Genomic DNA, 15,780 nt, shown 5'->3' with positions numbered 1-15,780 from the left:
ACGATCCAAGCTTCGGGGCAGGTTGGATGGCGCGGGTGTATTGGAACGCCGTCGCCTCGGAGCGGATGACCTTGCGCACAACCTTGCGCGAAACCCTCAGCTCCCGGCAGATCTGCTTGATCGGCTTCTGCTGCACGAAGTCCGTGCCGCAGATCTTTGCGACCGTCTCCACGACCAACATCCCGCGCAAGCCTCCCGTTCGAGCCGGAAGGCAGTGTGGATGACTTGTCCTGGGGGTCCCGTTTGGACGACGATCACCCCGAAAACGGGGTCCTTATTCCACGCCTAATCACAGGGGCCCCGTCCTGATGCGCCGGTAGTCAACCATGCCGTTGCGGCCCTGGGCGGTCCGGAAGGCGTGCGTGAGCCCGTAGGAGCCCAGCCGGAAGTCCGTCCAAAGGGTGCCGCCGAGGAAGCGTGCGTCGCCGATCGCCACGGCGTCGTCGAGCAGGAGGTGGATGCCGAGTGCGGCAGCCCGCTCCCTTCCGCGCTCCATCTGGTCGTGGATGGTGTAGCGGTCCTCGCCCTGGTCCCACCAGAAATCGTGGTTCCCCGGGACGTATACGACCGGGACGCCGGGCAGGCGCTCGCCCAGCCAGTCCAGGGCCCTGGTCAAGGGCATATGCACGTCACCTGCAACGACAGCCACGTCGAAGCCCTCGGCCGGAGCGTAAGCTCCAGGGTCCCAGGCGTTTGCGTGCCACTCCTGGTGGAGGTCGCTAAACACCCAGAGGCGAAGGGGCGATGCGGGTCTTACGGGATCGACGTTCGGTGGCATGCGAGGCTCGCGCCGGGGCGGAGGCTCGACACGCGACGCGGCACTCCAGGATCAATTGGATGGATGCTGAGTCGCGAATTTCATGATTGGAACTCCTGGTCAGTAACAGGGATCGCCTGGACGGAGGCGTCGCGCAAGCTGGCCGGCACACCCCCGATAAGCCAATCCACAGTCGGATGGCTCCACCTCCGCGAACAGGTGAGACCTCTTTCACGGTTCTCCGGCAGCATGGGTCTTCTCAGAGAGCCGACCTCAATGATCGACCAGCCCCTTCTCGACGAAATAGCCGACGAACTCGTCGCGGACGGCGAACTCGTGTCGTACACCTCAGTCCAGAGAGCTCTGAAGAAGAAAAAAGGCCGGGGCGCCTCGTATAGAGACATTCAGGACCCCCTCGCAGACTGGAAGGCAAAGCGGCGATACAAGGGGCATCTCGCCGTCCTGGACCTGCCTGAGGAGATGGAGAAGGCTATCGCCGGCTTCGCCACCTCCGCGATAAAGATCGCAGAGGCTAGGGCGCTGGCGGCGCTGCCCGTGACGTCCGGCCAAGGACCGGCCGCGAACCTCCTGGAGCAGATGCAGCGCATCGTGACGGGGCTGGAACGGCAGCTCGCGACGCTGGCAGACGAGAACCGTCAGCTGAGGAACGACATCACCGCGTTGGCGCCTCGGCAGACCGTGGCCTTGATCGAGGATGTCGCTCCGAACGTACAGAAACGGATTAGGAAGGGACGCGGACGCCGTACTGGCATACCCGCGCGCATGGCTACGATTTTCTGGAACGAGGTGATGTCGAGCGTCTCGGACATCATTTACGCAGGCGGACGACCGGTCACAGCCGACGAATTGCTCCCGCTGATACCCGGCGACATCCTGGAGATGGCCGCCGAGGGCTTCGAGGAACTGGATGCGACGCGGCTCGGGGAGAAGCTCGCCCAACGCATCCTAGGCAGGAAGTTCGGTCTGTTCCATGTCGGCGAGGACCACTTCGCCGTGTTTCCGATGTCGCCCGAGATCCCCGAGCTCGCCGAGGCCGCGGCGGCGGCGGCCTGAGCGTCGTCATCTCCCATCATGGGGTCATTTGGTAGCGGGTACGCGGTAGCCCTACCCGTTACCAGCCCGATGTCGGACAGACCTCGACCAAGCCGCAAGCGTCGCGGTCAGCTCGCCCGGGCTCGACCTGACGCGCGCGAGCAGGGTGCCGGACTGGTGTCCCTACGGTCGACGGTCCTAGCTTCGCTTCGGCCGGACGGTCAGCCTACCTCTCAAAGTCCACCCGGTGTCTCTTGCGCAAGGACGGCGCAAGCCCGGCGGCACGCATCCCGTAATGACAACATATTGTCAACTTGACGAGTTCGGTCGGACGACTATGTTGTCCCTCATGAGCACAAAGAAACAGGTCGCAGCGTCGGCGCAGGCCCACCTTCGCGAGGCTTGGTCCGGCCTCGTCATCGAAGTCTTCCGCATCAACGGCGAACTGCTCGCCGCCGGCGACACGCTCGTCGGGGACCTCGGGCTGACCAGCGCCAGATGGCAGGTGTTGGGGGCAATCGCGCTCTCCCCCGTGCCGCTGCCCGTCGCCCACATCGCCCGCAACATGGGCCTGACGCGGCAGGCCGTTCAGCGGCTGGTCGACGAGATGCGGGCGGACGGCCTCGTCCGCCTGGAGCCGAACCCGCATCACCGGCGCGCCATGCTGGTCTTGGCGACGGAGAGTGGGGAAGCCGCCTATCGCGCGGCCATCGCACGGCAGGAGCGCTGGGCCGACGCGCTTACGTCGGGCCTCTCGCCCGCGGCGTTTGAGGCCGCCGGCTCCCTGCTGCGTGAGATGAGGGAACGGATCGAAGGGTCCGAGCCGGCGGCCGCCATTGGAACCCGATCCCAGACACAAGGAGCCTGACATGCCCAAGTTCATCGAGATGGACCAGACCGTCACTTTGGCGGACCAATTGAAGGACGAGGGCGGCTCGGTCGTCCTGATCAACACCTTCGTGGCTCGGGCCGCCGATGCCGACCGGCTGCTCGCCGCTTGGACGGCCGACGCCGAGGTCATGACGCGGCAGCCCGGGTTCGTATCGACCCAACTGCATCGCGGCATCGCCGGCAGCGGGGTGTTCCTGAACTACGCCGTCTGGGACAGTGTCGCCGACTTCCGGGCCGCCTTCACCAACCCAGAGTTCCGGGCTCGCCTGTCGGACTATCCCGAGACCGCGACGGTGAGCCCGCACCTGTTCCGGAAGGTGGACGTGCCCGGCATCTGCGAGGCGTGAGCCCATCCGTTCTCCAGCCCGAGGCTTTCATGTCATCTAAAGCGACCACTGAGCCCTTCGACGCCGAGGTCATCGTCGTCGGCGCCGGTCCCGTCGGCCTGACCACGGGGTGCGCCTTGCGTTACCACGAAGTCGATTGCCTGATCCTGGAGGAGCGGACCGAGGTTCGGGCGTATTCCCGGGCCAACAACCTCTGGGCACGGCCGCAGGAGCTCCTGGCCGCCGTCGGCCTACGCGACGCCATCGCTGAGCGCGCCTACCCGGTCCGATTGGTGAACTTCTTCATGAACGGGACGCCAACGAGGCCGATCCAGATCGACGACGTTACCAGTCCCCACCCGCAGGTCCTCTACAGCGGGCAGGACGTCATCGAGACGGCCTTGATCGAAACCTACGAAGGGCGCGGCGGCCGGATGCAGCGCGGCGGCAAGGTCGTGTCCGTTGTGCAAGACGGGGACGGCGTGACCGTCACGGTGAGGCGCGGAGACGACGGGCCTGAGGAGCGCCTGCGCTGCCGATACCTCGTCGACGCCGACGGCGCCAAGAGCACGGTGCGCAACCAGATTGGCCTGAACTTCGAGCCCGAGCGGTTCGAGGGCCGGATGAACCGTCAGGTCGACGCCAAGCTGTCCTGGCGGCGTTCGCTTGAGCCCGACCAGCTCTGGTTCTTCTATTACGAGCGCGGCTTCTGCGGCGTGATGCCGGTGTGGGGCGGCTATCACCGGCTGTTCTTCCTGGCCGACGACACGGGCGTGCCGGACCGCGATCCGACGCTGGACGAGATCCAGGCGGTGGCCCGCGAGGTCACGGGCGACGAGACCCTGACGCTGACCGACCCGCAATGGCTGACCCACAGCCGCTTCCAGTACGGTGTCTCGCCGGGATACGCTCGCGGCCGGGTGTTCCTGGCCGGCGATGCTGGGCACCTGTCCCTGCCCATCGGCGGCCAGGGCATGAACGCCGGCTTGCATGATGCCGTCGAGATCGCGTGGCGGCTGGCAATGACCCTGCGGGGCGAGGCGGCTCCGGCGTTGCTCAATTCCTACGATGCCGAGCGCGGCGGCGAGCACGCCAGGCTCAGCGAGCAGCAGGCGAAGGGCTTCCGCCGGACCGTGTACCGGGGACCTGTCACGGATGCAGCCCTCGGCCTGGCGGCCAAGGTGGTGCCCGGCATCGGCGCCCTGCTCCAGGGTACGGACGACCTGCAGCAGCTCTCGGTCAGCTACCCGAAGAGCCCGCTCAACGAGGACCACCTTTCGGGTGTGACCCATCTCCTCCAGCGCGGACCGAGGGCCGGCGAGCGGGCCCCAGAGGCCGAGGTGACCCTTGGCGGCCGGACGAGTTCGCTCTTCCCGTTCATCTACAACCCGGACGGCCTCACGACGGGCTGGGCCTTGCTGTGCTTCGACGGGCGGTCACCGGAAGCCGGCGCTTCGCTTCGCGCTGCCATTGAGGCCGTCGCCCCATGGGGCTGGGTGCGCCCCCGTCTCGTCTTGGCGGGTCCTGCTTTCGAGGCGGGAGGGGCGCCGGTGCTGTCGGACCTCGACGGCAAGGCGCACGGCGCCTACGGCCTCGAAGGCCAGCCGTCGGCTGTCCTCGTCCGACCCGATGGGCATATCGCCTATCGCGGCGCGGCCGATAGGCCGGAACGCTTGGGCGCGTACTGCCGTAGGATATTCGACACCGCGAGCGGTCCCACAGCGTGATCTCGTTGCCGATGACGTTCGCGGCTCCGATGATCAGGTGTCGGTACCGCGGACTCGATTTTTGGCAGGTGGATAAGGCTTCCGGCCTACCCCTGGCCGGACGCCACGATGGCCTCCCCGGCAAGCGCGGGCATCTCCGCGCAGATCCCTGGGCATCCGCGTCGCAGGCACCAACGGGCCCTATTCAGCGGGCTTCCCGTCGCCGGCCGTAGCCGGCTCGGCGGCAGGCTTGCCGCGGCTTCCTTTCCTCCGGCGGTCGAGCGCGGCGGCAGGCACGACTTCATAGCGCGGGATCTTGTCGATCTCTGGCTTCAGCGCGCGAGGCGGGAAACGACCGTACTTCCTTCCCTCGGTGTCGGCGGCATGCCCCTGGATGAAGTCCAGCTTCTGCGAGTCCACGCCCACGGTACGGCCCACCGTCTTGAAGCGATGCCGCCAGCCATGGTTCGGCTGGACGTTGGGGTCGTCCACGCCGATGGCCCGAACCCATTCGCCGATCTTCTGCCCCATCCGAACGTGAGGCGGGTTGCCTGGCGAACCGCCCCTAGCGCGCTTGGGGCTGTAGAAAAGCGGTCCCTTCGCCTTGCCCTGGGCGAACGTGAGGAACCCCTGCTCGATCAGGTGGTCGTGGATGGGAACCGCCCGCGCGAAGTCCGTTTTCGTCGAGCCAGCCTCCGGCGTGATATGGACCACCCAGACCTTGTCGATCAGCATGACGTCCTCATGCCGAAGCTGCGTCATCTCGTTGACCCGCGCGCCCGTGTAGGCGCACAGCCAAGGCACCCAGCGCCGGGCGGCCTTGAGCTCCGGAGAGGTGAGGTCGTTCTGCGGGGCCAGGGCCGCCGCCAGGATCTTCTCGGCCTCCTCGTCCCTGAAGTCCTTCTCGCGGACCGTCCCCTTGCTCTTGGCCCTCACGGTGACGTTGGCTGCCGGGTTGGCGCCAATCTTAGACTGGTCGGATGCGAACCCCAGCAGCGCCTTCGGGGCGGCCAGATAGACGTCCCGGACCGTGATCGGGTCCAGGTCCGCGCCGTCACTCAGCATCTTGTCCCGCCACCGGATCACGTCGGCCTGCGTAATGCGGCGGAGATCGTCGACGCCAACGAAGGCGATGAACTTCTGGAGGACCGGGGTCCAGCGCTTCACGGTGGCTGGCCGGAGCTTGCTCTGACGTTGGTAGTCCGCCCAGACCGGCTCGAACCTAACCGGCCCCGCAGACGACACGGACGGGGGGAAACGGTCGTCGTTGCTGTCCGGTGAGTAGTCGCCCTGGGCCTTCCTGAGGATGTTCTCGTGCGCCCGCTGGGTCGCATCGACCGCAGCCAGGACGATCCGGCGGCGGTCGGCCTCCGAGACGACCATCCCCTTCTCGGCGAGGAACGCATCGACCGCATCGCCGTGGCGCGCCCGGATGAGGGTCTCCGCCTCAGACCAGCCGGTGGCCATCCGCAAGGCGGAGGGCTTGCCGAACGTGCGGCTTTGAAGGTCCTGCAGGCGTCGGTCGGCAGCGGCGAGGCGCCGCCAGGTCTCGGGAGATCCCGGGTCGTCAGCGTGCTCCGCGACCTTGGCGCGGTAGATGTCCCCGGCCAGGGCCTGGACCTGCAACTTCGTCAGGCCCTGCTGCCCCTTGCGCAGGTTCGCCCAACGCTCCTCCAGCTTGTAGATTTCGGCGAAGTGGCGGGCCTTGGCCTCGGCCGGGTCCTTGGTCCGGAGCGAGACCTTCTCCTCGGTCTTGCCGACGAGCTTCACCAGGTCGGCCGGCACGCGCCTGCGGAGGTAGTAGACGCCGGACTGATGCTTGAAGGGTCGGGGCATCGGGAGAGGCACTGTGTACCACCTGTGTGTACAACAGGCGGATCAAGAAAGCCTTACCGTGCAACGACTTCTGGAGAATCAAGCGCTTAGGGAAGTGCTTGGCGGAGAGGGGGGGATTCGAACCCCCGATGCCCTTGCAGGCATGCCGCATTTCGAGTGCGGTGCATTCAACCGCTCTGCCACCTCTCCAAAGCCTTGAGATCATTGCAAAACCGGCGCTTTTGCAGGTCGGTTGAAAACCCTGCTTGCTACCGAATTGCTACCCAACACTCCGCGGACGCTTCTCTAGCGCCTGCGATAGGGCCTCGTCAACGCGGGCCACGGCCTCCTCCTGCATCCCCGGCAGCACGTGGCTGTAAAGGTCCAGCGTTATGCCGACCCGCGAGTGCCCGAGCCGTTCCGAGGCGACCTTCGGGTGCACGCCTCGCCCGAGAAGGTGGGTGGCATGGGCATGTCTGAGATCATGCAACCGGATCCGCGGCAGGTCGCCCGAGGCTGCGATCTTGCGCCAAGCCTGGGTCAGGGTGCGGGGCTGGATCGGTTCGCCATCCTCCCGGGTGTAGACGAACGTTGCCTCCGTCTGCCGGACACCAAGGGCAAGGAGGCCTTCCGCCTGACCGACGCGGTGCACGCGGAGGCGCGCGGCCAGCATTGCCGGCAGCGTGACGACGCGGCCCTTGCCGGACTTCGGAGGCTTGTAGCGAACACCGGCCTTGGTCTGCTCCGCGCTTTCGGCGATCGTCAGACGCCCGCGGTCGAGGTCGACGTGTCGCCACCGCAGGGCAACGATCTCGCCTCGCCGGAGGCCGCAGAGAACGCCCAGCATCACCGGTATGAGGAGGCGCGACTTCTCCAGGCCGTCCAGCAGCGCGATCGTCTGATCGACGTCGTAGGTTTCGAGGGCTTTGCGTTCGACCTTAGGCGGGTCGATGGCATCGGCTGGGTTGCGGTTCATCAATTCCCAGCGGACGGCTTGCGCCAGGGCCTGCTTGAGCAGGCGATGCATATAGACGACCGTCGTCGGCGCGAGGCCGCCCTTGCCATCGCGTCGTCCGCTCTCAAGGGCCTTGGCGTAGATCGTCGATATCTGCACCGGCTTGAGGTTGATCAGCAGCAAGCCGCCAATGGCTGGGACGAGGTTCTTGAGGACGATCTCGGTGTAGCGCTCGTGAGTGCGCGGCGAAACCTGTGTTCTGGCGTGGGCGAGCCATCGCAGCAGCAGGTCGCCGACCATGATCTTATTGGGCTCGACGTAGTCCCCTCCCCCGATCGCCGTGATCAGGCGAGCGCATTCTTTCTGCGCCCCACGCTTCGTACCGCTGAAGGAGTGCCACTTCCGCTTGCGCTTGCCAGTCTCCGGATCCCGCAAGTCCAGGATGATTGCCCACTTACCGGGCGAGCGCTCGCGGATGTGACCTTTCATGACGTCCTCCTCTTTTTTGATTTGTTGGCCTCGAACTCCGCTAAATCTTTCGTCAAGGCAGCATCAGCGCGCCGACGCCACTCCGCTTCTTCTGGCATCTGCGCCCGAGCCTTTTCAAGAGCGTCATCTACAATGCTGCCGAGTTTTCGCTTCAGCTTTGATACTACATGCTCAGCGTGCGTTCCTTCGCTGATGGGCAATGAAGGGTCTGCCTGTTGTATAGTTTGCCAAACTGCAATCGGTATCTGCCTAACCAGCCATTCAAAAATTACTTCATCCTTGTTTGTTTTTGCTTTGGGCGGACCGGGACGTAGGGCCTCAAGCACGTTGTTGACTACTCTAACTACAGCATCAAAAAGATCAGGATCTGTTCGCCAATTGTTGGACTTGTTGTATGGGATGCGGGTGTCCTGCATAGACGCCGCCACAATCCTCATCAGGTAGTAGTTTTCCGGACTACCAAAGACGTCCTCCATGCGGCCTTCTTCGTTAAAGCTGTCGCTGAGTCGGATTTCAACTTCTTGCGATAGAGAGTGTCCGGACTTTTTTGCCGCATCATCAAGCTTCGCCCTAAGATCCGGGCGAATACGTGTCGTGAACACAGATGCTTTTCCTGAAATCGCACCTGTCGGCGGACGCCCGCGCTTCCCTGGCATAACCGCTCCTGAATTTGTCTTCGCAAACGTAGTCGCATGGCTTGCGACGGTCAAGGATTGGAGCAATTTGTATGCGTGAAGCGAAGCCAAATTGGGAGCGCAGATTATGAGAGCGATCGAACCGGGACGGACTGGCGCAAAGACCATCAGCGTCGAGGAAGCAGGAAAGTGGCTCGGCGTGAGCCGGAACACCGCCTACGAGGCGGCAGCCCGCGGCGAGATCCCCACCATCAAGATCGGCCGCCTGATCCGAGTGCCGGTGGCGCCGTTCGAGCGGCTGCTGGGCATGTCCGTCAGCACGATGACGGAGGCCGCGTAGCAGGATGGCCCGTAAAAAAGTTGAGGGACGGAGCGCCGGCCAGCGCTCACGTCCCTCGGAATGTCTATCTCACCAGATTGACCATTCCGAATTAGCACTCGCCCCGCTCGAAATCCAGACCGCGCGCCTTCGGGCCCAGTACGATTTCAGCCCCAGCCTCGCCGCGGTGATCGCGGCCCATGCTTACGGCGTGGCGGATCGGTGGGGGCGCCAGTGACCGCCCCCACCCTCATTGCGACCGTCATGAAGAACAACACAGAGGAGGTCAGGGTCAGCCTGACTTCCTTCAACGGTTTTGACCTCGTCGATATCCGGACCTTCGCGCGGCTGATCGGTGCCGGCGGCGAGCCGTTACCGACAAAACGCGGCATCTGCTTAGGTCGTGACCGACTCCCGGATCTCATCGCAGCCCTGCGCGAAGCAGAGGAAGCGTCGTGATGATGGATCTCCGCTCCGCAGCGCGTGCGCTCGGCGGCGAGGTGGTCGGCCGGGGCATTGTGTGCCCCGGTCCGCATCACAGCCGCCAGGACCGCTCCCTCAGCATCCTGTTCGATGCCTCGGCACCGGGCGGGTTCACCCTGCACAGCCATGCCGGCGACGACTTCGGACTCTGTCGTGATCACGTCCGTGAGCGGCTCGGCTTCATCAGTCCCAAAGCGCAACCTGCGCCTTCGCCGTTGCAGTCGATCAAGGGGGGTAACGAAACGCTCCCCCCTTCCGCCTCTGACCGCGCGGCGCTAGCCCTGCGGATCTGGCGTGAGGCCCAGCCTGCTGCCGGCTCGCCCGTCGAGGCCTACCTCGCTCGCCGCAAACTCGCTCTGCCCGACGAAGCGAACGAGGTGATCCGGTACGCACCGGCTTGTCCCTTCGCGGGTACCCGGACCCCGGCCATGGTCGCGCTGGTCCGCAACGTCGTCACCAACGAACCGCAGGCGATCCACCGGACGGCCCTGAACCATGAAGGGCAGAAGGTCGAGGTGAACGGCAAGGGCCGGCTCGCCTTCGGCAGCATTCGCGGCGCCGCTGTAAAAATGACGGCCGACGAGGAGGTCACGACCTGCCTTGGGATCGGTGAGGGTGTCGAGACGACGTTTTCGCTCCGGTGCCTGCCTGAATTCGGCGCGTCGCCAGTGTGGTCCGTCCTGAACGCAGGCGGGATTACTGCCTTCCCGGTGCTGGCCGGGATCGAATGCCTCTGGATCGCGGTGGACGACGATCCGGCTGGACGGGGAGCATCCGAGCTGTGCGCCGACCGCTGGCGCCGCGCCGGTCGAGAAGTCTTCCTCGTGCGCTCGACAATCGCGGGCGCTGACCTCAACGACATCGCCAAGGAGGTGCGGCATGGTTGAGGCCGCCTACACGATCGAGCGCTTCTCGCCGGATCACGGCCGCGCCAGCGAGCCCGACGCTGAAGACCTGAACTTCGAAACCGTCACCCTTGCGGGCTTGCTCCGTGAGACTTTGCCGCGGCGCGAATTGATCCTCGCGCCGATCATCCCGGTGCGTGGTCTTGCCATGCTGTTCGCTGGTCGCGGCACCGGCAAGACCCACGTCGGAATGGGCATGGGCTACGCCATCGCGTCCGGCGCCACGTTCCTCCGTTGGCATGCAGCTCGCCCGCGGCGCGTCCTCTACGTCGACGGGGAGATGCCGCAGGAGGCCCTGCAGGAGCGTGCACGATCCTTAGCTGCCGCGACTCCCTACAGCCCGCCGGATGAGAGCTACTTCACGATCCTGCCGATGGATCGGCAGAAGCTCGGCGTGTCGATCAATCTGTCGAAGCCGGAGCATCAGGCCGCGCTGGAGCGGCACCTCGACGGCGTTGAGTTCATGGTGATCGACAACATCTCGACGCTCGTGAACGGTGGTCGGGAGAACGACGCCGACTCCTGGGACGCGATGCAGGCGTGGCTGCTGCAACTGCGCCGCCGCGGCGTGAGCGTGCTGCTGATCCACCATGCCGGTCGCGGCGACAACGCTCGGGGCACCTCGAAGCGGGAGGACGTGCTGGATACCGTGATCCAGCTCAAGCGCCCCGAGGACTACGACATGGAGGAAGGTGCCCGGTTCGAGGTGCACCTCACCAAAGCCCGCGGTGTCGTCGGCGACGACGCGCAGCCCTTCGAGGCCAAGCTCGACGTGGTCGACGGCGTCGACTCCTGGACCTGTCGGGTGCTGCGCGATCGTGAACTCGACCGCGTCGCCGAGCTGTCGGGCGAGGGCATGAGCGTCCGGGACATCAGCGCGGAGCTGAACCTCAGCAAGTCGAGGGTGCAGCGGATGCAGGCCAAGCTGCGCGCCGAGGGACGGTTATGAGCCCATTTCGAGGTGTCCCACTGTCCCACGCACTAGGGATGGGACGAGTGGGACACTTCCAGCGCACGTCGGGCGGGACGGCTGGGACACGTGGGACAGTTGGGACAGCAGGGAGAGATTGAGATGATGCATTCCAATATCGCCGGTGCAATCAACGCCGCTCATGCCGGTGTCGAGGCTGCCAAGCGCGAGGGCGCCCGCTACGCCGTCGAGTGCGGCCGGCTGCTCGCACAGGCCAAGGATACGGTCCCGCACGGCGGCTGGGACGCTTGGCTCCGGCTGAACACCACCGTGTCGCCCAGGACGGCGCAGCTCTACATGCGGATCGCCCGGCACGTCGAAGGGGACCCGACAAAAGCGCAACGCGTTGCGGGTTTGAGCGTGCGAGAGGCGGCCGTAGAGGCCACCGGACCGAAGCGAGCTACTGCTACTCGGAAGCCCCTATCGCCTCAGGCCGAGCACGACTTCAGCGAGTTGAAGAAGGTCTGGGACGAGGCGAAGGACAACCCTGATTGGCAGGAAGGGGCGGCCCGCGAGCTATTCCGCCTAGGCTACGTCACCAAGCAGCAGCGGAACGACATCATCCGCAGCGTGTGGGCCAAGCACTACGCCCACCTGACCGATGCGGATCGGAAGGAAGCTGCGAAGCGCGCCGCCGAGATGCTGGTAGAGAAAATCCCGCGGGAAACGCTGCTCAAGCTCATCCCAAAGCTTAAGAACGTGCCGGCCAGCGATATCGCGATCGCCATGGGGGACGTGCAGGAGGATCGGAAGCGCCGGGCAGCAAAGGCTCTGTCATGACGCCCGGCGCAACAAGCCTTAGCCGATCACCAGCGTGACCAGCAGCATGGCCGCAATCGCGCCGGCAACTGCGATCCCGAGCAGGACGGGACTGGCGAGTTGGTCCACCGCGTTGATGTCGTCACCCCAGCGGTGGATCGGTCGGTTAGCGCCTTCATTGCTCGCCGAGCTGGTGTTCACGTCCGGATAGATACGCGGGGCCATAGAGTCCTCCTGCCAGTAGGAGGTTCAACCCGCGCTAGCCAGATTGGTGCGGTCGCAGTTACCAGACATTCTCAGCCACGAGTTGGCCGCTTCCATCGAACGTGCCCTGCCAGCCGCCATCGTACAGATGAACGGTAACGCGCGATCCACCTGCCTCCAACCAGCTTTCGGGAATGATCAGAACCCTAGCGCTTCCCTCAATGACGGAGCGCTTTAGCGCAGTTGCACTCACACCAATGCGATGTGCCACATCCTCCAGATCAACGATCCAGTTGTCGGGAAGATCAAGATGGAGCCTCATCGGAACGGCCTTCGTTGGGATACCTGTGCGCGGTCTATTGCTCCAATCCGCTGCTTTCTTCCTCCGAATTAGGGAGAAAGGAGTGCGTAGAACGTCACTTTCGCTCGTCATTCGAGGGCGGGGAATAGGTGTCCCCGGGACACAAATCTCGCCAAATTGGTCCTACCAGCCAATCGGTATCATCACGAGGTACAGCACCACCATCGCAGCGCCCAATCCCAGGATTGCCCATAACCCAAGTTGGTTGTTCATGATCAAATGCCGACGCTAGCCGCGCCTGCATCAGCCGCCTGCCTGACAGTCGCACCGTTGCGCAGGGCCGCAGCTATGGCTGCGGAGGAAATGTCGATTGCACCGGCTCTCTCGTCGCCGAAATCGCGCGTGGTGTTCGCGTTGGATCCGACCCGCGCGTGGAAATTGTCGGGAAAGTGCTTGTTGATCCGCTCTCTCAGCATGTCGGACGCGGAACGGTAGTCACCAGTGAAGTCCTTCGGCGTTTTGCCCGCTTTTCCGGTCGAGTTTGGGTGCTCGCCCGAAGCAAACAATTGATTGTTTTCTCCCAGTGCCGGTCTAGCCGACATGAATTCGGATATCTTCGAAAACAATCTTTTGACGTTATTCATCACACCCACCGGCTAGAGCCGCAGTTATTACCGCATCGAGTCTTATGTAGCACGCGCTTGCGGCCTCAAAGTTCCGCGGCGCTTCATTGGCGGTCGCCGAACACGCCGGCTACAAAGCGTAGCAGTGACGACTCTCAGGCGAGCACGATCAGGAGAGGGTCCAATCCCGGACTATCGGCTGAAATCCCTCAAATAAAGGAGAGTACCGTTCAGCGCGTCTCTTATGATCAGTTTTGATGCCGTCTCCATGTGGATCCATTCCCACCTACGTAGTGCGTCGGATACCGAGAGGCGTGAATGAAGCTGTAGAGATAAGCTCTCTAAACGTGATGATTGAAATGTTGCGCGCCCTGGACTCAATCTGCAGGTTCTTCAACTTTGACATTCCGCCTCAACAAGGCAGAGAGCAAAGGGATCTTTGGGGTGGGTCGAAGACATCGTGTAAAATGGTATTACTGTTAGTCTCTGCAATAGTTAGGGGGTTGTCAGTTTGCGCTTTGGCCTTTGTCATTACGAAAAGTCTTCTGTAGATTTGGTCCTTATGCCTGATCTTTCGCGCCCCAACTGAAAAGAATGATACCGCTCAGCTGCAACCCAGTGTCGTTTTTGTCGCAATTAACATAGTATCGCTTTGCCCATATTGCCCATGTACCGTTGAAGCTCTTCTCTACTTCCGGACACGCGGCGGGAAATATCATCATTTGATGGGATATTTGCTAATTGCCCTGCTTGGAGCTGCCTGCGGATTGTTCTCGACTTGGCATCTCTTAATCCCGGTCGTCACAATTGTTGCAGTAGCAGTTGGCGTGGCCGGCGCGATTGAGCGCCATTCCTTCGGCAGTGTTCTAGCAGATGCGGCTTTGATAGTCTGCATTCTGGAGGTGAGCTGGCTGGGCTCTGCGTTTGCCTTTGCTCGCTTAGCTTGTCGAAAGGAAAAGCCGAAGGGGCGAACGCATCGACCGAGAGATCGGACGCGTAGCCCCCCAGAATACGAGTGATAGGCCCTACTTAAGCGGACCTGTCAGCCCTGCCGGCTCGACATCCAGCGCGACATGAACCTGAGCGGACGAACGACATTGGCGCCATCTTGGCCCGCTTGCTCACCATTCGGCAGCATCGACCCAATCAGCTGCAATAGGTCGTCCCGCTCTTGACCTCGGAACAGCACGAGGAAGGATCCAAGGTCCAGCTGAACTGCCGGATCGGTTTCACAGGAGCGATGCAGCACATAAGGCTCACCGGTTTTAAGATCTCGCGTCAGTGCATAGCGATCTCCCAGCGGACCGACGTGGAACTCTCTCCCAACTCGTGGCGCTTGCTCAATCATGGCGGCCTCTACGCGAAATTTGATATCACAGCTGCGGCATATTGGCATGAAATCTTGGGACGAAATATAACATAGTACAACAACACATAACTATGGATAACGGCACCGATCTGCTGTCGATCCGATTGGCCGCAGCCCGCTCTTGCTAAGCTAAGGTAGGCGAACCAAAGGTTTGGCTACGCAGTGTCTTAGGCGCAGCCACATCATGACCCAACCTCTTCGTCGAGAAGCTTTGCTCCGGCTGAAGGTCGAGACCGACCTCGCCCGAGCCGTTGAGACCACCGCCCGTCAGCGCGGCCAGACCATGTCCGAGTTCACGCGCCAAAGCCTGCGCGCGCATCTAGCCCGTCATGGTGTTCGTCTCAGTCCGGACGACGGCCCCCGCACCCCGCCGGCCGCTCCCGCCCTCGCTCGTGCAGCTTGAGGGAGACCGGCATGCAGTACGTCAACATCCGCCACAACAATCACGACGGTAACGTCGCGCCGCACGTCAGCTTGGGCCGCAGCTACATCGATCGTCTGCTGGTGACGGTGCCGGTCGAGCCGCGGGCTGCCGCACAGATCATAGCTGACCGTGACCTCGCTCAGGCCGAGCGCGAGTCCTTGGAAGCCTCTCGTTCCGACGTGCTGCTGAACGGTTCGGTCGAGGATCTGCTCGCCCTCGACACCCGCATCGCGTTGGCCAAGGCCAAGCAGGATCAGGCAGAGGCGCAGCACGCCGCCGCCGTGATCGCCGAGGCCGATGCGAAGGCCGAGAATGAGGCCGAGCAGGCCCGCCGCAAGGCCCTGCGCAAGGCCGGCATGAAGGCCAGCGCCGAGGCCGGTAAGCTCGCGGACAGGTACGTGGCCATGGCTCAGGAGATGGCCAGGCTGCTCAGCCAGCTGCGCGAACACGAGCGCGTGATCGCCGATGCGAACCAGAACCTGCCTGACGGCGCCGAGCCCGTGCCGCCCGGCGAGCCATTCAACGGTACCGTGGGCACGCCCACCCGCTACGAGACGACACACAACCTCGTCTGGATCGATAGCCGCGACGGCTCACGTGCTGGCGGAATGGCCGGTGATGCCCTCCGGCACCGCGTCGCCAAGAGGGTCGAGCAGGAGGTCTACGTGCCCGGCACGCCCGGCGAGCCGCACATCCCGCTCTCCCACCGCGTCACGCTGCCCGGCCTCGGCCGCGACGCTCCCCGCATCTGGAGCGGCATTCCCTCTCCCATCACTCCCAACACGAGACGCTGAGC

18 protein-coding genes, 1 tRNA gene and 1 pseudogene are annotated in these 15,780 nt (G+C 63.8%); 10 read left to right on the top strand and 10 right to left on the bottom strand.

Features of this window, described 5'->3' with window-relative positions:
* Window positions 1–181, bottom strand: a pseudogene (locus MKK82_RS10320) (IS21 family transposase); the annotation flags it as partial.
* A gap of 108 nt (window positions 182–289) precedes the next feature.
* Entirely contained in the window at window positions 290–778 is a 489-nt protein-coding gene (locus MKK82_RS10315; protein ID WP_243985551.1) for a metallophosphoesterase, read from the bottom strand.
* 255 nt (window positions 779–1,033) lie between these two features.
* Between MKK82_RS10315 and MKK82_RS10310 the strand changes: the two genes are divergently transcribed.
* From MKK82_RS10310 to MKK82_RS10295, 4 genes are all read left to right on the top strand, one after another.
* Window positions 1,034–1,831: a DNA-binding protein gene (locus tag MKK82_RS10310; protein ID WP_243985549.1), complete on the top strand. Its 798-nt coding sequence runs from the start codon at window positions 1,034–1,036 to the stop codon at window positions 1,829–1,831.
* 328 nt (window positions 1,832–2,159) lie between these two features.
* A complete protein-coding gene (locus tag MKK82_RS10305; RefSeq protein WP_243985547.1) occupies window positions 2,160–2,678 on the top strand; it encodes a MarR family winged helix-turn-helix transcriptional regulator in 519 nt (172 codons plus the stop codon).
* Between the two features lies 1 nt (window position 2,679).
* Window positions 2,680–3,048 (top strand): antibiotic biosynthesis monooxygenase family protein, encoded by a 369-nt coding sequence (locus MKK82_RS10300; RefSeq protein ID WP_243985545.1) that lies wholly within the window; start codon window positions 2,680–2,682, stop codon window positions 3,046–3,048.
* A gap of 29 nt (window positions 3,049–3,077) precedes the next feature.
* Window positions 3,078–4,754 carry an FAD-dependent monooxygenase gene (locus MKK82_RS10295; protein ID WP_243985543.1) on the top strand — a complete coding sequence of 559 codons (1,677 nt, stop codon included), beginning with the start codon at window positions 3,078–3,080 and terminating at the stop codon, window positions 4,752–4,754.
* A 180-nt stretch (window positions 4,755–4,934) separates the two neighbouring features.
* Here MKK82_RS10295 and MKK82_RS10290 read toward each other — a convergent pair whose 3' ends face one another.
* The 4 genes from MKK82_RS10290 to MKK82_RS10275 all read right to left on the bottom strand — a co-directional run bounded on the left by MKK82_RS10290 (window position 4,935) and on the right by MKK82_RS10275 (window position 8,648).
* Complete coding sequence (locus MKK82_RS10290; RefSeq protein ID WP_243985541.1) at window positions 4,935–6,569, bottom strand: DUF6538 domain-containing protein; 1,635 nt, start codon at window positions 6,567–6,569, stop codon at window positions 4,935–4,937.
* A gap of 99 nt (window positions 6,570–6,668) precedes the next feature.
* Window positions 6,669–6,758, bottom strand: a tRNA-Ser gene (locus MKK82_RS10285).
* Window positions 6,759–6,828: 70 nt separating this feature from the next.
* On the bottom strand, window positions 6,829–7,992 hold the full coding sequence (locus MKK82_RS10280) for a tyrosine-type recombinase/integrase (RefSeq protein ID WP_243985539.1): 1,164 nt from the start codon (window positions 7,990–7,992) through the stop codon (window positions 6,829–6,831).
* Entirely contained in the window at window positions 7,989–8,648 is a 660-nt protein-coding gene (locus MKK82_RS10275; protein WP_243985538.1) for a hypothetical protein, read from the bottom strand. The genes MKK82_RS10280 and MKK82_RS10275 overlap by 4 nt, the downstream gene beginning before the upstream one ends.
* Window positions 8,649–8,754: 106 nt before the next feature.
* Here MKK82_RS10275 and MKK82_RS10270 point away from each other — a divergent pair, with 106 nt between their 5' ends.
* From MKK82_RS10270 to MKK82_RS10250, 5 genes are all read left to right on the top strand, one after another.
* Window positions 8,755–8,967 (top strand): helix-turn-helix domain-containing protein, encoded by a 213-nt coding sequence (locus tag MKK82_RS10270; RefSeq protein ID WP_243985537.1) that lies wholly within the window; start codon window positions 8,755–8,757, stop codon window positions 8,965–8,967.
* A 213-nt stretch (window positions 8,968–9,180) separates the two neighbouring features.
* On the top strand, window positions 9,181–9,405 hold the full coding sequence (locus MKK82_RS10265) for a transcriptional coactivator p15/PC4 family protein (RefSeq protein WP_243985536.1): 225 nt from the start codon (window positions 9,181–9,183) through the stop codon (window positions 9,403–9,405).
* Window positions 9,405–10,316 (top strand): toprim domain-containing protein, encoded by a 912-nt coding sequence (locus MKK82_RS10260; RefSeq protein WP_243985535.1) that lies wholly within the window; start codon window positions 9,405–9,407, stop codon window positions 10,314–10,316. Before MKK82_RS10265 ends, MKK82_RS10260 begins: the two co-directional genes overlap by 1 nt.
* Entirely contained in the window at window positions 10,309–11,283 is a 975-nt protein-coding gene (locus MKK82_RS10255) for an AAA family ATPase (RefSeq protein ID WP_243985534.1), read from the top strand. Before MKK82_RS10260 ends, MKK82_RS10255 begins: the two co-directional genes overlap by 8 nt.
* 90 nt (window positions 11,284–11,373) lie before the next feature.
* Window positions 11,374–12,084 carry a DUF3102 domain-containing protein gene (locus MKK82_RS10250; RefSeq protein ID WP_243985533.1) on the top strand — a complete coding sequence of 237 codons (711 nt, stop codon included), beginning with the start codon at window positions 11,374–11,376 and terminating at the stop codon, window positions 12,082–12,084.
* A gap of 18 nt (window positions 12,085–12,102) precedes the next feature.
* Here the strand turns inward: MKK82_RS10250 and MKK82_RS10245 are convergent, their stop codons facing one another.
* From MKK82_RS10245 to MKK82_RS10230, 4 genes are all read right to left on the bottom strand, one after another.
* Window positions 12,103–12,288, bottom strand: coding sequence for a hypothetical protein (locus MKK82_RS10245; RefSeq protein WP_243985531.1), 186 nt, complete (start codon window positions 12,286–12,288; stop codon window positions 12,103–12,105).
* Between the two features lie 58 nt (window positions 12,289–12,346).
* Window positions 12,347–12,589, bottom strand: a complete 243-nt coding sequence (locus MKK82_RS10240) for a hypothetical protein (protein WP_243985529.1) — start codon at window positions 12,587–12,589, stop codon at window positions 12,347–12,349.
* A 254-nt stretch (window positions 12,590–12,843) separates the two neighbouring features.
* Window positions 12,844–13,212 carry a hypothetical protein gene (locus tag MKK82_RS10235; protein ID WP_243985527.1) on the bottom strand — a complete coding sequence of 123 codons (369 nt, stop codon included), beginning with the start codon at window positions 13,210–13,212 and terminating at the stop codon, window positions 12,844–12,846.
* Window positions 13,213–14,233: 1,021 nt separating this feature from the next.
* On the bottom strand, window positions 14,234–14,539 hold the full coding sequence (locus MKK82_RS10230) for a hypothetical protein (RefSeq protein ID WP_243985525.1): 306 nt from the start codon (window positions 14,537–14,539) through the stop codon (window positions 14,234–14,236).
* Window positions 14,540–14,974: 435 nt separating this feature from the next.
* On the opposite strand from MKK82_RS10230, the gene MKK82_RS10225 reads away from it, so the two are divergent.
* A complete protein-coding gene (locus MKK82_RS10225) occupies window positions 14,975–15,778 on the top strand; it encodes a hypothetical protein (protein WP_243985523.1) in 804 nt (267 codons plus the stop codon).
* The last annotated feature ends 2 nt before the right edge of the window (window positions 15,779–15,780 follow it).

Origin of the sequence: Methylobacterium sp. E-046 (genome assembly GCF_022829625.1) — a bacterium.
GTDB classification, from domain to species: Bacteria; Pseudomonadota; Alphaproteobacteria; order Rhizobiales; family Beijerinckiaceae; genus Methylobacterium; species Methylobacterium longum.
This window is presented reverse-complemented; position numbering and strand designations above follow the sequence as displayed.

Excerpts from the sequence above, each read along its gene's own strand:
- MKK82_RS10315 (WP_243985551.1), bottom strand. The coding sequence starts at position 778 with ATGCCACCGAACGTCGATCCCGTAAGACCCGCATCGCCCCTTCGCCTC.
- MKK82_RS10310 (WP_243985549.1), top strand. The coding sequence starts at position 1,034 with ATGATCGACCAGCCCCTTCTCGACGAAATAGCCGACGAACTCGTCGCG.
- MKK82_RS10305 (WP_243985547.1), top strand. The coding sequence starts at position 2,160 with ATGAGCACAAAGAAACAGGTCGCAGCGTCGGCGCAGGCCCACCTTCGC.
- MKK82_RS10300 (WP_243985545.1), top strand. The coding sequence starts at position 2,680 with ATGCCCAAGTTCATCGAGATGGACCAGACCGTCACTTTGGCGGACCAA.
- MKK82_RS10295 (WP_243985543.1), top strand. The coding sequence starts at position 3,078 with ATGTCATCTAAAGCGACCACTGAGCCCTTCGACGCCGAGGTCATCGTC.
- MKK82_RS10290 (WP_243985541.1), bottom strand. The coding sequence starts at position 6,569 with ATGCCCCGACCCTTCAAGCATCAGTCCGGCGTCTACTACCTCCGCAGG.
- MKK82_RS10280 (WP_243985539.1), bottom strand. The coding sequence starts at position 7,992 with ATGAAAGGTCACATCCGCGAGCGCTCGCCCGGTAAGTGGGCAATCATC.
- MKK82_RS10275 (WP_243985538.1), bottom strand. The coding sequence starts at position 8,648 with ATGCCAGGGAAGCGCGGGCGTCCGCCGACAGGTGCGATTTCAGGAAAA.
- MKK82_RS10270 (WP_243985537.1), top strand. The coding sequence starts at position 8,755 with ATGAGAGCGATCGAACCGGGACGGACTGGCGCAAAGACCATCAGCGTC.
- MKK82_RS10260 (WP_243985535.1), top strand. The coding sequence starts at position 9,405 with ATGATGGATCTCCGCTCCGCAGCGCGTGCGCTCGGCGGCGAGGTGGTC.
- MKK82_RS10255 (WP_243985534.1), top strand. The coding sequence starts at position 10,309 with ATGGTTGAGGCCGCCTACACGATCGAGCGCTTCTCGCCGGATCACGGC.
- MKK82_RS10245 (WP_243985531.1), bottom strand. The coding sequence starts at position 12,288 with ATGGCCCCGCGTATCTATCCGGACGTGAACACCAGCTCGGCGAGCAAT.
- MKK82_RS10240 (WP_243985529.1), bottom strand. The coding sequence starts at position 12,589 with ATGAGGCTCCATCTTGATCTTCCCGACAACTGGATCGTTGATCTGGAG.
- MKK82_RS10235 (WP_243985527.1), bottom strand. The coding sequence starts at position 13,212 with ATGAATAACGTCAAAAGATTGTTTTCGAAGATATCCGAATTCATGTCG.
- MKK82_RS10230 (WP_243985525.1), bottom strand. The coding sequence starts at position 14,539 with ATGATTGAGCAAGCGCCACGAGTTGGGAGAGAGTTCCACGTCGGTCCG.
- MKK82_RS10225 (WP_243985523.1), top strand. The coding sequence starts at position 14,975 with ATGCAGTACGTCAACATCCGCCACAACAATCACGACGGTAACGTCGCG.